The organism is Hymenobacter fastidiosus (genome assembly GCF_039539565.1).
Taxonomy (GTDB): Bacteria; Bacteroidota; Bacteroidia; order Cytophagales; family Hymenobacteraceae; genus Hymenobacter; species Hymenobacter fastidiosus.
In genome coordinates, this window is record NZ_BAABDJ010000009.1 from 33,794 (window position 1) to 51,003 (window position 17,210).

Here is a 17,210-nt window from a genome sequence, read left to right on the forward strand (position 1 = left end):
AATGTAAGGGGCCAGCGTGCAACCCGGATCATCAGCTGGTTTGTTGGCCCCGCCGCTGGGAATCTGCCGCGCCGCCGCTACCTTACCGCCTCAACCTGAAGTTCTCATCCCCACCGTATTCTATGTCCGACTTTTTACGCCGCCTCGGGCTGGCCGGCGGGCTGCTGCTGAGCAGCGCCGCCGCCTACGCCCAGCAGCCCAGCACCTACCCGCGCAACGGCGTGTACGACCAGCGCCCGGGCCTCTACGCCTTCACCCACGCCACCATCTTCACCGACTACAAAACCCGCCTCACCGACGCGACGCTGCTGATTCGGGACGGCAAGGTGGAAGCCGTGGGTACGGCCGTGAAAATTCCGGCCGGGGCCGTGGTGCAGGATCTGAAGGGTAAGTTCATCTATCCCGGCTTCGTGGATCTGTACGCCAGCTACGGCGTGCCCGAGGTGAAAGCCGCCGAGCGCCAGGGCCGCCGGAGCGGGCCGCAGTTCGAGAGCCAGAAAGCCGGGGCCTACGACTGGAACCAGGCCGTGCACCCGGAGGTGAATGCCGCCGAGCTGTTCAAGGTCAACGAGGAGCAGGCTGATACTTACCGCAAGCTGGGCTTTGGCGCCGTGCTCACCCAGCAGCCCGACGGCATTGCCCGGGGCACGGCCGCGCTGGTCAGCCTGAACACCAGCCGCAAGGAGCAGGAGCTGGTGCTCACCGACCGGGCCGCCGCCGCCTACTCTTTCGACAAAGGCACCAGCTCCCAGGATTACCCCAGCTCGCTGATGGGCAGCATCGCCCTGCTGCGCCAGACCTACCTCGACGCCGACTGGAACCAGCGCAACCCCGCCCGGGAGCAGAATCTATCCCTGCGGGCCTTCAACCAGCAGCGCGCGTTACCCCAGATTTTCGTGGTGCGCGACAAGCTTTCGGCCCTGCGCGCCGACCGGATCGGGGATGAGTTCGGCACCCAGTACATCATTAAGGGCAGCGGCGACGAGTACCAGCGCCTGCCCGACGTGCAGGCTACCAGGGCGCCGCTCATCGTGAGCCTCAACTTCCCCGATGCCTACAACGTGGACGACGTCTACGACGCCTCCCACATCGATCTGACCGACCTCAAGCACTGGGAAATGGCCCCCGCCAACGCCGGGCTGCTGGCCAGGGCCGGCGTGCCCTTCGCCCTGTCGGCCGCCGACCTCAAAGACAAGAAGAAGTTTATGCCCAACCTTAAAAAGGCCATCCAGTACGGCCTGACCGAGGAGCAGGCCCTGCGCGCCCTGACGGCCACCCCGGCCGAGCTGATCCGGGCCCAGAACCAGGTCGGCAGCCTGAAGACGGGGATGCAGGCCAACTTCCTGGTGTGCTCCAACCGGCTGTTTGCCGACGATAACGTGCTGCTCGACAACTGGGTACAGGGCGAGCGGTACCAGCTCAGCACCGTGCCCGCCGACTACCGCGGCGTGTACACCCTGAAGGTAGCCGGGCAGCCCGACGTGAAAATGCTGGTGGCCGGCAAGCCCGAAGCCCCCGAAATGCGCCTGGTAATGGCCCCCCAGGACACCGTGCGGGGCTCATTGCTGATTAGCGGCGAGCTGGCTACCATTGTCTATAACCCCGCCGACAAAGTGCCCGCCCCCGGCCGAAGAGCACCGGCCTCCACCGACCAAAAACCAGAAACCAAAAACCAAAAACCCGGCGCCGTGCGCCTGAGCGGCTACTACACGCCCGAAAGCCGTCTGCTCCAGGGCGACGGCCAGCTGCCCGACGCCACGGCCGTGAAGTGGAGCGCCCAGCGCCAGGAGGAAGCCACCCGCGCTGCCCGCCGCGACTCGGTGAAGACTCCGGAGCCTGTTGTGTTGGGCCCGATGCTGTACCCGTTTGTGGCCTTTGGCCGGCCCGAGCTGCCGAAGCAGGAAACCATCCTGATTAAAAACGCCACCGTGTGGACCAGCGAGGCCGCTGGCAAGCTCGAAAATACCGACGTGCTGCTGCAAAACGGCAAAATTCAGAAGATCGGCCGCAACCTGAGCGTGCCCGCCGGCGGCCGCACCGTCGACGGCACCGGCAAGCACCTCACCCCCGGCATCATCGACGAGCACTCTCACCTGGCCATTGCCGAGGGCGTGAACGAAGGCACCCAGGCCGTGACCTCCGAGGTGCGCGTGAGCGACGTGGTAGACTCCGAGGACATCGACGTGTACCGCAACCTGGCGGGCGGCGTGGTGGCCGCGCAGCTGCTGCACGGCTCGGCCAACCCCATCGGGGGGCAGTCGGCGCTGATAAAGATGCGCTGGGGCATGACGCCGGAGCAGATGAAGATTCAGGGCGCCGCCGGCTTCATCAAGTTTGCCCTGGGCGAAAACGTGAAGCAGAGCAACTGGGGCGAGCTGAACGTGCTGCGCTTCCCGCAGACGCGCATGGGCACCGAGCAGGTGTTCGTGGATGCCTTCACCCGGGCCAAAGAATACGAGCAGGAGTGGCTGGCCTGGAACAAGCTGGGCAAAGGCAGGCAGAAGAAGGGCGAGGCCCCGCGCCGCGACCTGGAGCTGGATGCCCTGGTGGAAATCCTGAACCGCCAGCGCTTCATTTCCTGCCACAGCTACGTGCAGAGCGAAATCAACATGCTGCTGACCGTGGCTGACCGCATGGGCTTCAAGGTGAATACCTTCACCCACATTCTGGAAGGCTATAAAGTGGCCGACAAGATGAAGGCCCACGGGGCCAGCGCCAGCACGTTCTCTGACTGGTGGGCCTACAAAAACGAGGTGCGCGATGCCATTCCCTACAACGCCGCCATCATGCACGACGCGGGCCTGAACGTGGCCATCAACTCCGACGATGCCGAGATGAGCCGCCGCCTCAACCAGGAAGCCGCTAAAACGGTGAAGTACGGCGGCCTCCCGGAGGAGGAAGCCCTGAAGCTGGTCACCATCAACCCGGCCAAGATGCTCCACCTCGATGCGCACATGGGCAGCATCAGGGAAGGCAAGGATGCCGACGTGGTGCTCTGGAACGACCACCCGCTGAGCGTGTACGCCCACGCCGAACGCACCTTCGTGGACGGCCGGCAGCTGTTCGACGTGGAGTCGGATGCCAAAATGCGCCAGGAAGTGCAGCGGGAGCGGCTGCGCCTGGTGCAGAAGATGCTGGCCGCCAAAAAAGGTGGCGCTCCAACCCAGACGCCCACCGCCAAAGCCAACGGCCACTTCCACTGCGACACGGTAGGGGAGGGCAAGGAGCTGGATAAGTAAGCCCGGGGCTTGCTGCAAATCAAAAATCATCTGTCATCCTTCATCTGGTGTCCGCTTGCGCAGGACCTTACAGGGTAAGAGCCAACCCGGTTGTGACGCCTCGTTCAACTGGCCTGAGGTCCTTCGCGCTGCTCAGGAGGACATAAAAACTATCAACCATGCGCATCTCCGCATTACTTGTTTCCCTCGGCTTGCTTAGCGCCAGCCCGCTGCTGGCCCAGGTGCCCACCCCGGCGCCCGCCCAGACCAGGCCCCTGCTGCTGCTGGGCGCCACCCTGCACGTGGGCAACGGCACCGTAATTCCCGACGCGGCCGTGGCCTTCGACAAAGGCCGCCTCACCTACGCCGGCGCCCAGGCCGGCTTCACCCCGGATAAAGCCGCCTACGAGGTGGTCGACGTGAAAGGCCAGCAGATCTATCCCGGCCTGATTCTGCCCAACACCACCCTCGGCCTCACGGAAGTGGAAGCTATCCGCGCTACCGTGGATGAGGCCGAAGTGGGCGCGATGAACCCCAACGTGCGGGCCCTGATTGCCTACAACACCGACTCCGACATTCTGCCCACCGTGCGCACCAACGGCGTGCTGCTGGCCCAGGCCACGCCCCGCGGCGGGGTGGTGTCGGGCCAGAGCAGCATCGTGCAGCTCGACGCCTGGAACTGGCAGGATGCCGTGGTGAAAGCCGACGACGGCCTGCACCTGAACTGGCCCCCGCTGATTCTGAAGCTGAACCCGGCCGAAGATGCCGCCGCCCTGGAAAAGCGCGAAAAGGCCCGCCAGAGCCAGCTGCGCGACCTGGAACAGCTGCTGGCCGAGGCTTCAGCCTACCGCAGCCAGCCCGCCGGCCGCCGCGAAAACCTGCGCCTGTCTGCCATGGCCGGCCTGTTCGACGGCTCCAAAACACTCTTCCTGCACGCCGACTACGGCAAGGAAATCATCGAGGGCGTGCGGTTTGCCCGGCGCCTCGGGGTGCAGAAGGTGACCGTGGTAGGCGCCCGCGACGCGTGGATGATGCTCGACTTTCTGAAGCAGAACGACGTGGCCGTAGTGCTGTCCCGCGTACACGCCCTGCCGCGCCGCGCCGGCGACGACTACGACCAGCCCTACAAGCTGCCTGGTATGCTCCAGGCGGCCGGCATCCGCTACTGCCTCGACTACGAGGGCGGGATGGAAACGGCCGGCTCGCGCAATCTGGCTTTCATTGCCGGCACCGCCGCCGGCTACGGCCTCACCAAAGAGCAGGCCCTGACAGCCGTCACCCTCAGCCCGGCCCGCATTCTGGGCATCGACAAAGACTATGGCAGTCTGGAGGCGGGCAAGAGTGCTACCCTGGTAGTCAGCACCGGCGACCTGCTCGATATGCGCACCAACAACGTCACCCGCGCCTTCATCGACGGCCGGGCCTTCAGCCTCGACAACAAGCAGACCTACCTGCGCGACAAGTTCAAGGGCAAGTACGGGCAGAAGTAAACACTGTCTTTAGCCTTGAAATATCCCGAAAAAAGCCTCCGCGTCAGCTGAGGCTTTTTTTATATTGTATATGATATATTATGGATAGATTGCCGGACTGCTTTTATTGATTCGGTCATTGGCGGCGGTGCAAAGCTGAATGACCCCTGAATTCAAGCCGGCCACAAAAGTCGCGGGCATTGCTTTGGAAATGAATGCCAGGAAGGCCGGCCTCTTACGCTTCCGGCTCCCACCAGGTGTTCAGGTACTGCAGAAAATATCCGTTCCACGTCCACCGCTATGACTACCTCACCTACGGCTCCCGCTTACATTCACGTACTGATCGTCGATGATCACCAGATGGTCATTGAAGGAGTCAAAACGCTGTTGCAGGGCGAAGCGGATATACAAGTAGCCGCGCAGGCCAGTAATGGGCCTGAGGCCCTGCGCTTGCTTCCGTTATATCCGGAAATAAGCGTGGCGATTCTTGACCTTAATATGCCGCAGATGTCGGGGGTAGAACTGAGCCGGGCTATCCATGCCACGTATCCGCAGATCAGGATTCTGGCGTTGAGCATGTTTCACGACTATAGCTCCGTAACCGAGGTCCTGGAAGCCGGCGGATCAGGATATCTGCTCAAAAACACGAACAAAGCCGAGCTCTGCGCGGCCATCCGACAGGTAGCCGCCGGACACACCTTCTTCAGTCAGGAAGTAGGAACCACCTTGTTGGCTAATCTGGTGATACCTGCCAACTTCGACCGCACCCGCGATGCCCATCCCGCCGAGCTTACGGGCCGCGAGCGGGAGGTGCTGCAGCTGATCGCCCGGGAGTACTCCAACTCGCATATTGCCAAAGCCCTTTTCATCAGCGAGCGAACCGTGGAAACGCACCGCAAAAATATTCTGACGAAAACCAACTCAAAATCAGTGGTTGGGCTTATTCAATACGCCCTGCGCTACAAGCTAATTCTCTGATACTACCCCACCATGCCCCTTGAAAGCTGTTTGAGTTAGCGCCGGCGCGGCCGACGAGACGCATCCTGGCGTCTCGTCGGCCGCGCCGGCACAACGGTTTTCGTTCACCGACAAGACGCCAGGAGGCGTTTCTACCGCGTTTTGACGGCTCTTACGTTAACTCGAACCGCTTCTTAGAAAAGCCATTCCGTACCTGCGGAGTGGCTTTTCGCATTTGAACAATCTAATAATGCTCTGATAGTTAAAATACAAGGCAGTAGTCGGACAGGAGTTTTTTGCCCTGGCTACGGCAACTTCCTGGAGCAAGAAACAGCCGCAGCAAGGAGCAACAGCGAGCAGTAAGGATTTAAAGAGACTTTTGGAGAATACAACAAATGCTCAGCCCGCCCTGGCAGACACTGTTTGCTATCCTAATCACGTAGCTGCCCCAGCTGCTCCAAGCCCCTGAGTGGAAATAGCAGAAGCTGCCAACGGGCTTGCTGCGCCTGACAGCGGGTTGTTATCCGTACTGGTACGCAGGTGCTGGTAAGTACCAGTACGGATATGACTTCCGGGCTACTACTGATTTTTACAGGTTCAGGGAAAAAAAATAACTTGGCAATGATCAATCAAATAATAATATCTTTATATTTGTTCAAGCGGCTGACCTAAATAAACAACTCGTTAATTATCGCCCCACCGCTTTCTGATCTGCTACTGACCTTTTCCTAAACCTAACCCTTTAACGGAACCAGACCATGCCGTCAAAGATTCTCTCTTTCATCTGCCATGTGCCCGGAATGATGCCCGGCGCTTATCCATCCGTCCCGACAATCGCTGCCCCCAGCCGGGCTGTTGAGCGCAGGGCGGAGCCCAAAGCCGGGGGCGGGCATTTCACGGCCATTTATGAAAACGAGCGGTTCGTTCGCTTTAAATACATCAACAACACCGGTAATTAAGCCGCACGTCTGCCCCTGATTACTGGTTTCTGGCTAAGCGCCGTGCTCCTCTGGCGGGATGAAGCACGGCGCTTTCTGTTGCCTGCTCCCGTCGTGGCCCGCGCATATTTCGTCTAACTTGCGCCCCGGTTCCTCCGTTTTGCCTGCATGCCCAATCCACTGCTTCGATTTCTATTGTTTTTGGGGTTCATCCTGGGCTCCCTGGCGGGCCAGGCCCAGCAAGCTAATTTTCAACCCGATGAAAAGGCCTGGTACGGCGTGGTGGCCCGGGCCAGTGGCCGCTCGCTGGACATTGCGGGCTCCTCAGTCGAAGCGGGCCCCCCGGCCGTGCAATGGGAGTTCACGCATGCGCCCAGCCAGCAATGGCGGTTTGTGCGGGCCGCGGCGGGCAGTGAATACTATCGTCTGGAAGCGAAGCATAGCGGGAAGTGCCTGACGGTGGAGAAGCCCGACGAAAATGCCGTCATCACCCAACGCCCCTGGACCGGTAGTTTTTATCAGCAGTGGAAGCTGGTGCCGGCCGGCCCGGCCGGGAGCTTTCAGCTCGTAAACCGGGGCAACGAAAAGTGTGCGTCCGTAGCCGCCTCGGATAAGTTTAATGGTACCCCCATTGTAGCGCAGCGGCCTATGAACCGCGCTACTCAGCAGTGGCGGTTGTTTAAGCTGCATCTTAATCTGGATGCCCGGCAAGCCGATTTCGGCCCGGGGGAGCCGCTGACGGCCGTGAATACCCCCGGGAATGAGCTCCAGCCGGTGTTGGCGCCGGATGGCAAAACGCTGTACCTGGCCCGCACCAGGTTCGCCGGCAACACCGAGGGCAATACCGATTCGGGGGATATCTGGGTAAGCCAGTCGGCCGACAATGGCCTGACGTGGGGCCCGGCTCAACGGCTGGATGCGCTGAATACCCAACAGAACAATGGCGTGATGGCCGTACTGGGGGCGCAGGGCAGCCATTTACTCGTGCGCGGCGGGTATGACCGCAACGGCAGCTTCCGCGACGACGGCGTGTCGAAGGTGCCGCGGGCGGGCGGGGCCAAAAGTAAGAGTGGCCGGCCCGTGGCGCTGGATATCGTAAACTATTATTCCGCCGCCGCCGCCACTACGTTCTTTCAGACGGCCGACGAGAAAATTCTGCTGCTCTCCCTGGAGCGGGGCGACTCCTTCGGCGGCAATGATCTGTATGTGAGTATGCCCAACGACGATGGCAGCTGGACGGACCCCCGCAGTTTGGGCGGGGTGCTCAACTCCCCGGGCTTTGAGTTTGCTCCCTGGCTGGCTCCCGACGGGAAAACCCTCTACTTTTCCTCCTACGGCCATGCGGGCTACGGCAGCTCCGATATTTTCGTGAGCACCCGGCTCGACGACACCTGGACTTCGTGGAGTGAGCCGCGCAACCTGGGTCCTACGCTCAACACGGCGGGCTTCGATGCTTACTTCATGCTGAGCCCCGACGGCAAGCAGGCCTACTATGCCGCGTCGCGCACCCCCAATGGCCCGGCCGACCTGTTCCGGGCCACGGCCAGCGGGGTGGCGCTGCCCGATACGGTGCCGCCCCCGCCCGTTGTGCCCAACGTCGCGCAGCGGGCGTTGCTGACGGGGGTGGTGCTGGATGCTAAAACCCGGCTGCCGGTGGTGAGCGAAGTCAAAGCCATTCGGCTGGGCAATGATATTGCCTTCAATGCCACTTCCCGCACCGATGCCACCGGGCGGTTTCAGTTTACGCTGCCCCAGGGCCCCTACCGTCTGGCGGCGGTCAGCAAAGGCTACCTGACGGCCACTGACACCGTGCGAATGGTTGGCTCGCTCACGCGGGAGCTGCTGCTGATTCCCGCCACCGTAGGAGCCAGCCTGGACTTGCCGACGCTGATTTTCGCCCAGGGCAAATCCAGCCTGCTGCCCGCATCCTACGCCGAGCTGAATCGCCTGGCCCGCACCCTGACCGATAACCCGGCGGTGAATATCCGGCTGGAAGGCCACACCGATAACCAGGGTAAGGCCGAGCTGAACCAGCAGCTTAGTGAGGACCGGGTGGCGGAAGTACGTCGCTACCTCGTGGTACGTGGAATTTCGGAAGCCCGCATCACTACCATCGGCTTTGGAGGCACCAGGCCGCGGGCGAGCAATGCGAAAGAGGAAACCCGCAAGCTCAACCGCCGCGTGGAGTTTACCATCACCAGATAGGGGAGGAGATAGAGCCGTTTTCAGCCTGTGCTTATGAAAGCCATCATCCGCCGGCAGTTGGAGCTGCCGGGTCTGCCCTCTGCTTCGGGCATCGAAATCCTGGGTTCCACGGCCTACATCATCGGCGACGACTCCCCTTATCTGTATTGTCTCGACCTGCAGAATCTGGCCATCACCGACCGGGTCACGCTGTTTGAAACCACGGAGTTTGCTGCCGGGCGCATTCCCAAGCTGCGCAAGCCCGACCTGGAATGCCTCACCGCGCTGACGGCTCCTACCGGCGAAACGGGCCTGCTGCTGTGCGGGTCGGGGGCCACGCCCGCCCGGGAAGTAGGCTATTGGGTGGAGCTGGCTGCCGGCAGCCGGGCGGCCACGGTGCGGCCCCTGGCGCTGGGTAGCCTGTACGCGGCCTTGCGCCAGGCGCTGCCCGCCGGGGTAACGCTGAATCTGGAAGCGGCGGCGGCTTCCGCCGAGGAGCTGCTGCTGTTTCAGCGGACGGTGGGTTCAATCGAAGGCAATCTGGTGTTTCGGCTGCCGCTGGCTGCCGCCTGGGATTTTCTTATGGGAACCACGACCCAGCTGCCCGCCATCCGGCCCCAGCACTTTCCGCTGCCCACCATCGATGGGCGGCCCGCGGGCTTTTCCGGGGCTACGATCTTTCAGAACCAGCTCTTCATTACGGCCTCAGTTGAAGACACCCAGGATGCCGTGGCCGATGGCGCGGTGCTGGGCAGCTTCGTGGGGGTGCTGACCCTGACTGCGCCAAACCAGCCGGCGGAATCCGTTTCGCTGACCCGGCTGGAATTGCCGGATGGTCAGCCCTACCGGGGTAAAGTGGAAAGCATTGCCGTAGCCCGGCTGCTGGCCCCCGGCCAGTGGGAGGTGATTCTGGTGACGGATGACGATGCCGGCGGCTCCACGGCCGTGGTAGTGGAGCTGGGGGCCTAGGGAAAAGGGTCAGCAGTCGGCGGCAAAAAACCACCGGCAGCGCCGTACACGGGTGCCCGGACCCGGGCCGCACACTTTAGCCCATTCTTTTCTACAGAAGCGCTTACCTTGCTTCCCGTTATTCCGGAGGCTACTTGATGATTCCTACAACCTGGTACCGCTCGCTCGGCATCCGTCCTGAAGAAGGCCCGACGGTCTGGCTGTTTTTCCTGCACAACTTCCTGCTCGGCATCGGGACGATTCTGGTCTACGTGGCGGCCAACGTGATTCTGCTCGAAAACAACCCCGAGCGGAATCTGCCCCTGGCCTACGGCGTGGCAGCCCTGGCCATGATGGTGGTGGGGCGCGTCTATGCCTATTACGAGCACCATCTGCTGCTGCAAAAGCTGGCCGTGCGGGTGCTGCTGGCCGTGGTGGTGCTCACCGGCGTGCTGGGCGTGCTGGTCTACGCGGGTAATTCGGTGGCGGCGGCCGTGGCCATCATGGCGGGCTACCGCGTCATCTACCTGCTCACCAACCTGGAGTTCTGGGGCGTGTCGGCGGTGGTGTTCGACGTGCGCCAGGGGAAGCGCCTGTTCAGCGTCATCAGCTCCGGCGACATGCCGGCCAAGGCCCTGGGCGCGGTGCTGGCCATCCTTATCCACGCCCACACCGACCTGCTGTATTTGCTCCTGATTGCTTTCGGAGCTTATCTGGGGGCTTTATACACCCTGCGCGCCACCCTCAGCTCCCACGTGGTAGATGCCCCCGCGGCCCCGCGCCGGGAGCGGCTGCCGACCGTGGCCCCGCAGTGGCAGCAGTGGTTTGGCAACAGCCGGCTGGTGCTGTCGGTGTGCCTGAGCATGACGGCTATTGCGGCCGTGACCACCGGGGTAGAGTATTCTTTCTTCGTCAACGTCAAGCACAAGTTTCACGACCAGGCCACGGTGATGCAGTACGTGGGCAGTGTGCTGGTGCTCACCTATCTGCTGGCCATGGTATTCAAGCTGCTGCTGTCCGGCCAGGCGCTGGAGATAGTAGGGGTGCGCGGGATGCTGCTAACCCTGCCCGCCGTGGTGCTGGGCGGCATTGTCCTGTTCTATGGCCTGTGGCTGGGTGGGGCCGGCGAAGCGCCGCTGCTGCTTTATTTCTGCGGGCTGTATCTGGGGCTGGAAGTGCTGCGCCGGGCGGTGTTCGATCCGGTGTTTCTGGTCCTGTTCCAGCCCCTGGCCCCGCCCGAGCGCCTGCAGGCCCACACCCTGGCCAAAGGGTTTTACGAGCCGCTGGGCATGGCCCTGGCCGGGCTCCTGCTGTTTGGGCTGCACCGCTTTCCGGCCCTGAGCGAGCGGGTGCCGTTTGTCTGGATGGGCTTGTTTATGGCCGGGGCGCTGTATTTTCTGCACCGCACCTACGGCCACTACCTCACGGAGCTCCAGTATGCCCTGAGCCGCCGTTTCACCACCGACGGCGAGGGGCCCGGACCTGGGGAAGGCGTAGCCCCGGATGCCCGGGAAGATCAGCCGTTGATCGGGGCGCTGGCTCCGGAATACGTGCCAACCCTGATCAGCGCGCTGCCCGACAAGACGTCCCGCCCGCAAGCCACCGCCCGCCTCATTCAGCTGGGCAGCGTTGCCGTCGCTGATTTGCGGGCCGCTTTATCAACGATACCGGATGAAGCCACAATCCGGCGCATAGCTCAGATCTGCGGCCGGATTCCGGCCCCCGCCAGCCGGCAGCTTCTGGTGGATCTGGCGCGGCAGCCCAACCTTTTCCGGCGCGAGGCGGCGTTGCGGGCCCTGCGCAATTTTGCCCCGGTCGCGGCCGATGCCGGCGTGTTTCAGGCGTTGTTGCAGGAGGAAATGCGCCGGGCTCAGCACCTGCTGCACGGCCTGGCCACCACTGCCGACGAGCCGCTGCAGCGGGCGCTTACCTACGAGCTGACCAAAATAGAGCAGCGCGTTTTTGGGGTCCTGCTCCAGCTCTACTCACCCCGGATCATTGCCGATGCCCAGCGCGGCATGGCCCACGCCACCCGCGAGCGGCAGGCCAATGCCCTGGAGATTCTCGACAACATCATTCCCCGCGCCGTGTATCAGGGGTTGCAGGTGTTGCTGGAGCTGCTGCCCGTAGCAGAAAAAGCGGCCACCTTCGACCGGCTGTTCGGCGCGGCCCGGCCGCCGGCCGCCGTGGGGCCCGGCATTATTCAGCAGGGTGCCGCTGCCTTTTCCGACTGGACCATCAGCCTGGCGTTGCGACAGTGGCAGCCCGCCGATTCGCTGGCGGCGCTGCTACCCCATCTGCACAGTGCCAGCCTGCTGATCCGGGAAAGTGCCGTCGACGCGCTGGCCCGGGGGGCCGCCCGGTCGCCGGCCGACTACCAGCAGTTCCTGACGGCTCACCCCATTCTTACTGATCTGCTTATGAGTCATCATGCTGAAAAGGGCCGCATTTCGGCGGCCGCGCGGGTTGCGGCCCTGAAAAATACGGCCCTGTTTGCCGAGACGCCCGAAAACGTGCTCAGCAGCATCGTGCCCATCATGAAGGAAGTTACTTTCCTGGATGGGCAGCAGATCTTTGCGAAGGGTGATCTGGGCACGTCCCTGTTCATCCCCTACGAAGGCGAAGTCGGGATTTTCAACGGCTCCCGGCAGCTGGCTACCTTCCGCAAAGGCGACTTCTTCGGCGAGCTGGCCCTGCTCGATGCCGAACCCCGCTCGGCGGCGGCCATAGCGCAGGGGCGGGTGGTCGCCTTCCGGCTCGACCAGGAGGACTTCTACGACGTGATGGAAGAGCGGGGAGAGGTGCTGCGCAACATCCTGCGGGTACTTTGCCAACGACTGCGTCGCCAGAACGAAAAGATTACCCAGTCAGTCAGTTAGCCCTGACGGCCGGGGCGGCCGCTAGCAGTCCGGCCCCGGTTTGTGATTGGTCACGAGCGTTAGTCTCGCCGGGCCGGCCCCGTCGCGCTCGTTGTTTTCAGCGCGGGAATATGATCATTCTTCGGAAAACAGGCAGTATTTTTTATATTAAGGTTTCCTTATCCTTATGTTACCATTTTCAGTTTATCGGAATGTTATGTATGCCTCACTAAATCATGACCCTACCTTCGTGCCGAAATTCAGAGGCAGTTCTTCTGATAAACAAAAAAGCCCTTTTTATGAACCTGAAACCTGTACTCCTGCTGCTGTTAGGCTTTGTGCTTTTCACTAACAGCTATTTCGTTTCCGCCCAGGGCGTGACCACGGCCGCCATGAAAGGCATTGTGCTCGATGCCAAAGGCGAGCCCCTGCCCGGGGCCACGGTGATAGCCACTCACCTGCCCACCGGCACGCCCTACGGTACGGCTACCCGCTCGAACGGACAGTATGACCTGCTGAACATGCGGATTGGCGGACCCTACGAAATCAAGGTGTCCTTCGTGGGCTACGCCACTTACACCCAGAACAACATCCAGCTGGTGCTGGGCAAAACCTTCGAGGCCAACGTGAACCTGGCCGAGGAAGGCCGCACGCTGGGCGAAGTAGTGGTGCGCGGCAACCGCGACGGCGTGATTAACAAGGACCGCACCGGCGCCTCCACCAACATCAACAACACCGCCATCCGGACCCTGCCCACCATCAGCCGCTCGCAGGAAGACTTCACCCGCCTCACCCCGCAGAGCAGCGGGCTGAGCTTCGGGGGGCGCAACACGCTCTACAACAACTTCTCGCTCGACGGCTCCATCTTCAACAACTCCTTCGGGCTGGACGCGCCCACGCCGGGCGGCCAGACCAACTCCCAGCCCGTCAGCCTCGACGCCATTGAGCAGCTCGAAGTATCGCTGGCCCCTTTTGATGTGCGCCAGGGCGGCTTCACCGGCGCGGGCGTGAATGCCGTGACCAAGAGCGGGACCAACGCCATTAAAGGCACGGTGTACTCCTACCTGCGCAACGAAAGCCTGATCGGCCGCAAAGTGGGCGACGTGAAAATCACCAACCCCGACCTGAAGTTCAACCAGACCGGCTTCGCCATTGGCGGCCCCATCATCAAGAACAAGCTGTTCTTCTTTACCAACGCCGAAATCACCCGCCGCGACGACCCGGGCGTGACGTTCCGGCCCGCCCGCGACGCCGACGAAGCCCGAAGGGCCCTCAACGGCGATATTAGCGGCGTGAGCCGGGTGCTGGAAAGTGACCTGATTGCCATTCGCGAAGGTCTGCGCCGCGAGTACGGCTACGACCCCGGCGACTATCAGGGCTTCAAGTACCGCACTTCCAGCGACAAGTTCCTGGCCAAGTTCGACTGGAACGTCAACGATAAAAACACTTTTTCGCTGCGCTACAACTACCTGCGCAGCTTCCGGGAGCAGGGCCCCCACCCGGTGGCTATTTCGCCCAACAACTCGACCCGGGTACAGGGCGTGAGCGTGCTGCAGTTTGCCAACTCGGGCTACACCATCAACAACAACCTGAACTCGGTGGTCGGCGAGCTGAACTCGCGCTTCGGCGAGAAATTCAGCAACAAGGCTCAGCTGAGCTTCTCGGCCTTCCGCGACTTCCGCGAGCTGCCCGACGCCCCGCTGTTCCCCCAGATCGACATCACCCGCGACGGCACGACCTACGTGAGCTTCGGCACGGAGCAGTTTTCGGCCGAGAACACGCTGGATCAGAATATCACCCAGTTCACCGACAACCTGAGCTACTTTGCCGGTGCCCACGTGCTGACGGCGGGCCTGACCTACGAGCGGTTTGCCTTCGTGAATGCCTTCAACCTGCAGCGCCACGGCTACCCCTACTTCGGCGGCATCACCCCGGAGCTGTTCCTGCGCACGCTGACCCCGGGCGATCCGCTCTACAAGCGCAATGCCTTTGACCCCACCAAGCCGCTGGATCTGAACGCGCTGGCCGCCGACGGCAGCCGCGCCCGCGTGAAGTCGGTTGATGTGAACGTGGCGCAGCTGGGCCTCTACCTGCAGGACGAATGGACGGTGACGCCGGCCTTCAAGCTGACGTTGGGGGTCCGGGCTGATATGCCGATCTACGATACGGAGGTAGCCCCGAACCAGCAGATTGCGGACGCTTCCTTCCTTGATTCGGACGGTAAGCCCGCTAAAGTTGATCTGACGCGCTTCCCGAAAGCCACGCCGCTCTGGTCGCCGCGTCTGGGCTTCAACTACTCCGTGGATGGCGACTACACCACCCAGGTGCGCGGCGGAACCGGTATTTTCACCGGCCGCATTCCGTTCGTCTGGATCAGCAACCAGGCCTCCAACACCCAGTTTGACCCCGGCTACACGTTCCAGATCAACGGTACGGCCCGCGACTTCAAGTTCCCGCAGGTGTGGCGCTCCAATCTGGCCGTCGACCAGCAGCTGCCGGGCGGTATCGTGGCCACGGTAGAAGGCATTTATTCCAAGGACATCAACGCCGCCATTCACCGCAACTACAACCTGGTGACGCCGACCACCCGCGCCACCGGCACCGACAACCGCCTGATCTACCCGGCCGCCGGGCCCCGCATCAACCCCGGCTTCACTGGCCCTGATGGCGGCTTCAGCTTCCTGGACGCGGGCGTAATCGTGCTCGAAAATACCAAGGAGGGCTATCAGTACTCGCTCACGGGACAGCTGAAGAAGGACTTTACGAACGGTTTGTATCTAACGGCGGCCTACACGTATTCTCAGGCCAAGGACGTGACGTCGAACCCCGGCGAAATTGCCGGCGACGCCTTCCAGCGCAACCCGGTTGTGGGCAATGCCAACCAGCCCCAGCTGGCCTACAGCGACTTCGGCTTGCAGCACCGCATCATCGGGGCCGGCGGCAAGCGCTTCAGCTACGCCAACGACCAGCTGGCCACTACCTTGAGCTTCTTCTTCGAGGCCGCCCAGGGCAACCGCTTCACCTACACCTACGCCGGCGACATGAACCGCGACGGGGTTCCCGGCAACGACCTGATCTTCGTGCCCGCTTCGCAGGACCAAATTCAGCTGGTTGATATTACGCGGGTAGATGCCAACAACAATACCATTGTGGTAACCACGGCCGCCCAGCAGTGGCAGCAGCTGAACGCCTACATCGCGCAGGATAAATACCTCAGCGACCGACGGGGCCAGTACGTGGAGCGCAACGGCAACCTGAGCCCCTGGTACACCCAGCTCGATGCCAAGCTGCTCCAGGACTTCTCCCTCACGGCCAACGAGAAAAAGCACACGTTCCAGCTGAGCCTCGACATCCAGAACCTGGGGAACCTGATCAGCTCCGACTGGGGCGTGCGCAAGTCCTTCGCCAACAACCGCCCGATTACATTTGCCGGCTACCGGGGCACTACCGACGTGCCGACGTACCAGTTTCGCGGCGGCAGCCAGACGTTCGTGAACAACACCGACCTGAACAGCCGCTGGCGTGCCCAGGTAGGCCTGCGCTACCTTTTCGACTAATCTGCCAGTCAGTTTAGTTGGCCAAAGAAAAAGCCCGAAGCGTTTTGCTTCGGGCTTTTTCTTTGGCCAATTGGTACCCCGCAGGTCGTGGTCGGCCCGGCAGCCGGACCAGCTGATCCTAGGCGGCCTGCTGGCGGGTGACAGACTGGACAGGTTGCTCAAACGCCAGCGTACGGGCCGTTGGGGCCGGGGCCACGACTGTTTTAGCGGCCCATTTGGCCGGGGTCCGGTAGCCGAGGCGACCGGTCCGGTAGCCGAATACGGGGCAGGCCGCGCGCGTCATACGAACAGTACGGGGGCGCTGCCGGGTACCGAACCCAGGGTGACGGGCCGCAACGAGGCCACAACGCGGCGCAGGCAATAGTTCAGGAGCTTTTTCATCGGCGGTTCAATCAAAGTGACTTATTGATGCCACAAAGTTCCGGCGACACCATTACCAGAATATTCCGGCAGAATCATGAATGCGTTACCATCGCCTCTGGCCCTTCTGCCAGACGCGTCCGGCCAGGATCGAAACAGACGCAAAAAGGCCTCTACCCTCCCATCCTGGTGCGGATGAGTAGCGGGGGAGGCTTTTTATCCGGGTGCTTGTCTCGTCCGGGAATAGGTTGACAGCTTTTCCAAAAGTTACCATGAAAACCGGGTTTGAGCCGCGTGTGCGGCGTAGTCAGCGCGACTACAGTTTGCCCTTTAAGTTGGCAGCACCGGGCGAAGTTGGCCGCGGCGGGCTGAGCTACACGCAAGCCCAGCGGCGCTACAGTATCCAGGGCCGCAGCACGGGGCTGATCTGGTGCCGGCGGTATGCCGCCCATTTCGTAGCTTTTCAGCGGGCCGGGCCCACTTCCTCCGGTGCTGCCCCCGCCGTGGACCCGCCCCCCGAACAGCGTATCAAGCAGTTGCAAACCGAGCTGCACGACCAGAGATGTTTGTCCGACAAGGCGTTAAAAGATGCCCGGGACCTGAATTTACTCTTGTGCACGATGCTACAGGTGGAGGAGGAGGACCACGGCATCCCCCTGTTAAAAAAGTCTTTCTGCCGGCCGTTTCCCGCCTGGCGAGCCGGCAAGAGCTGAGCCTCGCC

The 17,210-nt window shown here is 62.2% G+C and carries 8 protein-coding genes; all 8 read left to right on the forward strand.

Annotation, left to right across the window (positions count from 1 at the left end; translation table 11 throughout):
• Positions 1–122 precede the first annotated feature (122 nt).
• Positions 123–3,239 carry an amidohydrolase family protein gene (locus ABD833_RS07770; RefSeq protein ID WP_345072125.1) on the forward strand — a complete coding sequence of 1,039 codons (3,117 nt, stop codon included), beginning with the start codon at positions 123–125 and terminating at the stop codon, positions 3,237–3,239.
• A gap of 158 nt (positions 3,240–3,397) precedes the next feature.
• On the forward strand, positions 3,398–4,708 hold the full coding sequence (locus ABD833_RS07775; protein ID WP_345072126.1) for an amidohydrolase family protein: 1,311 nt from the start codon (positions 3,398–3,400) through the stop codon (positions 4,706–4,708).
• A gap of 279 nt (positions 4,709–4,987) precedes the next feature.
• A complete protein-coding gene (locus ABD833_RS07780; protein WP_345072127.1) occupies positions 4,988–5,665 on the forward strand; it encodes a response regulator in 678 nt (225 codons plus the stop codon).
• Positions 5,666–6,783: 1,118 nt separating this feature from the next.
• Complete coding sequence (locus ABD833_RS07785; protein ID WP_345072128.1) at positions 6,784–8,787, forward strand: RICIN domain-containing protein; 2,004 nt, start codon at positions 6,784–6,786, stop codon at positions 8,785–8,787.
• A gap of 33 nt (positions 8,788–8,820) precedes the next feature.
• Entirely contained in the window at positions 8,821–9,735 is a 915-nt protein-coding gene (locus ABD833_RS07790; RefSeq protein ID WP_345072130.1) for a DUF6929 family protein, read from the forward strand.
• Between the two features lie 137 nt (positions 9,736–9,872).
• Positions 9,873–12,593: a cyclic nucleotide-binding domain-containing protein gene (locus tag ABD833_RS07795; RefSeq protein ID WP_345072132.1), complete on the forward strand. Its 2,721-nt coding sequence runs from the start codon at positions 9,873–9,875 to the stop codon at positions 12,591–12,593.
• A gap of 278 nt (positions 12,594–12,871) precedes the next feature.
• Positions 12,872–16,129: a TonB-dependent receptor gene (locus ABD833_RS07800; protein WP_345072134.1), complete on the forward strand. Its 3,258-nt coding sequence runs from the start codon at positions 12,872–12,874 to the stop codon at positions 16,127–16,129.
• Between the two features lie 632 nt (positions 16,130–16,761).
• On the forward strand, positions 16,762–17,202 hold the full coding sequence (locus tag ABD833_RS07805; RefSeq protein ID WP_345072136.1) for a hypothetical protein: 441 nt from the start codon (positions 16,762–16,764) through the stop codon (positions 17,200–17,202).
• The last annotated feature ends 8 nt before the right edge of the window (positions 17,203–17,210 follow it).